The organism is Bifidobacterium boum (assembly GCF_000741535.1).
GTDB classification, from domain to species: Bacteria; Actinomycetota; Actinomycetes; order Actinomycetales; family Bifidobacteriaceae; genus Bifidobacterium; species Bifidobacterium boum.
Window position 1 is genome coordinate 1 of record NZ_JGYQ01000001.1, and the last position, 2549, is coordinate 2549.

General features: G+C 66.7%; 2 protein-coding genes. Both read left to right on the forward strand.

What is annotated here, in order from left to right; all coding sequences use genetic code 11:
* The first annotated feature begins 170 nt into the window (after positions 1–170).
* Positions 171–1652 (forward strand): IS21 family transposase, encoded by a 1482-nt coding sequence (gene istA, locus BBOU_RS00005; RefSeq protein WP_035142612.1) that lies wholly within the window; start codon positions 171–173, stop codon positions 1650–1652.
* Positions 1649–2428 carry an IS21-like element helper ATPase IstB gene (gene istB, locus BBOU_RS00010; protein ID WP_033490686.1) on the forward strand — a complete coding sequence of 260 codons (780 nt, stop codon included), beginning with the start codon at positions 1649–1651 and terminating at the stop codon, positions 2426–2428. The genes istA and istB overlap by 4 nt, the downstream gene beginning before the upstream one ends.
* The last annotated feature ends 121 nt before the right edge of the window (positions 2429–2549 follow it).

Consider the following 2549-nt stretch of genomic DNA (forward strand, 5'->3'; position numbering starts at 1 on the left):
GAGTGTGTTTGTTCAATAGGAAGTGGGCCGGTTGAGCATCTGGAATTAGTCCATGTGAGCGGTTGGTTTTAGTCCGTTTCATCACTTCGGTGGGATGAGGGCACCGGTTCCGCGCGAACCTTGATATTTTCCCGAATTGCAGGTTCCAACGGCTTTCGGGAAGGAAAGGAATGACGAAACCGGTGTCAGTACAGCAAGATATCAGACTCCTTGACGCGAAAGGGGTGCCGTGGCGCGAGATAGCGCGGCGCCTGGGTGTGTCGCGGGAGACCGTCAAGAAGTATGCACAGATGGAGGATTGTTCGCCGAAACCGGCCTCGCGTCCGGCGCGCGCGTCGGGGATCGACGCGTATGCGCAGACGGTCGACGCGTGGCTCGGCGCCGATTTGCGTATGCCGCGCAAGCAGCGGCATACCGCGCGGCGCGTGTATGACCGGCTGGTCGCCGAACATGGGTTCGAGGGCTCGTATTCGATGGTCCAACGGTATGTCAAGCGGTGGCGTGAGGAACGTCGCGACGAGGGGGACGGGTTCATGGAGCTGGAATGGAGGCCCGGCACGATGCAGGTCGATTTCGGCCAGGCCCGGGCCACGCTTGCCGGCCGCGAGGTCACGGTGCACTGCCTGGTGGCCACGTTCCCGCATTCGAACATGCGGTATGTGGCCGCGATGCCCGGGGAGAACGCGGAATGCGTGTGCGAGGGGTTGTTGGAGATCTTCGAGCATATCGGCCTGGTGCCGTCGCTGCTGGTGTTCGACAACGCGACGGGCGCGGCGCACCGTGTCGCGTGGGACAAGGTCAGTGTGGTCAGGGTGTTCCAGTTGTTCTGCGAGCATCATCGCGTGGAGGCGCGGTTCTGCAATCCGCGCAGCGGCTGGGAGAAGGGCAGCGTGGAGAACGCGGTCGGGTTCCTGCGCCGCAACCTCATGGTCCCGCAGCCCAGCGCGGAGGGGTATCGGCAGTCGGCGCGGTGGCTGCTGTCCCGTTGCGACGAGTTCGCCGGGCGCGCGCACTACCGGCTGGGCAGGACGGTCTCCGACCTGTTCGGTGAGGACCGCGACGCGATGGCGCCGTTGCCGCGCACGCGGTTCGACGCGGTCGAGTGGGAGTCCCGCAAGGCCGACAAGGAGGGCGTCGTCGCCGTCGACGGGCACAGGTATCTTGCAGGCCCGTCATGGCGTGGATGGCGGCTCGAGGTCGGGTTGCGCGCGTTCGACGTGGAGATCCGCACCGGTGACGGCAGGAAGGTCGCGGGCCTGCCCCGCGCGTACGGTGAGGCGTCCGGCACGGTCCGCGACCCGGCGGCGGTCCTGCCGGCGTTGGTGCGCAAAACCCGCGCGTGGGGCGAGAGCCCGATCCGCGGTGACGTGCCCGACGCGTTGCGCGAAGCGCTCGACGGGATGGACGCGGCCGCCAGACGCGGCGCGTTCCGGGTGTTGGCGCGCGCCAGCACGGAGAGCGGGTTCGACGCGGCGGTGCGCGCCGCGGACCACCTTGCGTCCGCGGGCAGGCCGATCGACGCGGCGAGCGTGGACGTGATGGCCCGGCGCATCGCCCAAGGGGAGGCGCCCGTGGACACGCCCGTCCCGGACCTGAGCGTCTACGACAAGTTCAACAGACCCGGCCGCGAGGGGAACGGAGACATGGCATGAGCACGGGAAACGGCAAGGAACAGGACACCAGGCGCCGGCGCGCCTCGACCGGGCGCCGGATGGAGGCGATCATGGAACTCGCGCGCGGCCTGCCGCTGACCCGGCAGGTCCTCGCCGACAGCCTGGAGGAGGCGACCGCGGCGCAGATGGCGTTCATGGAGACATGGATGCGCGAGGAGATCGCGTCCCGCGGGCGCTCGAAACGCGCGCGCCTGCTGCGACAGGCCGGGTTCCCCCAATCCAAGGAACTCGACGGGTACGACTGGACACCGGTCCGCTTCCCGGTCGATTACAGGCGCGAGTCGCTCGAGTCGCTCGAATTCACCGGGCGGCACGAGGACGTGGTCCTGTTCGGGCCTCCCGGCACGGGCAAGACGCACCTGGCCATCGCCCTCGGCCGCAAAGCATGCAGGGAAGGCACGGAGACGCGCTTCTTCACCGCCGCCGGACTGGTCATGCGCCTGCTGCGCGCCAAAACGGACAACCGGCTCGACAAGGAACTCGCCATGATCGGCAAGGCGGGGCTCCTGATCATCGACGAGCTCGGCTACGTGCCCGTCGATGAGGAAGGCAGCCGCCTGCTGTTCCAGGTCGTCACCAATGCGTATGAACGTCAGAGCGTGATCTTCACCACGAACATCGAATTCAGCGGCTGGGGACGCGTGTTCGGCGACCCGAACATGGCCGCCGCCATCATCGACCGGACCGTGCACCACGGGCGCATGATCCGCTTCGACGGCGACTCGTACCGGCGCACCCACGCGCTCATGGAATAACCACACACGACAACAAAACAAACGGGCGGCAGGAACCCCGTGCTCAAATGGACCAATTCCTGCCGCTCACTTGGACCAAAACAACACGCTCAAACGGACCACTTCAACTTGACAAAACACA

Excerpts from the sequence above, each read along its gene's own strand:
- istA (WP_035142612.1), top strand. The coding sequence starts at position 171 with ATGACGAAACCGGTGTCAGTACAGCAAGATATCAGACTCCTTGACGCG.
- istB (WP_033490686.1), top strand. The coding sequence starts at position 1,649 with ATGAGCACGGGAAACGGCAAGGAACAGGACACCAGGCGCCGGCGCGCC.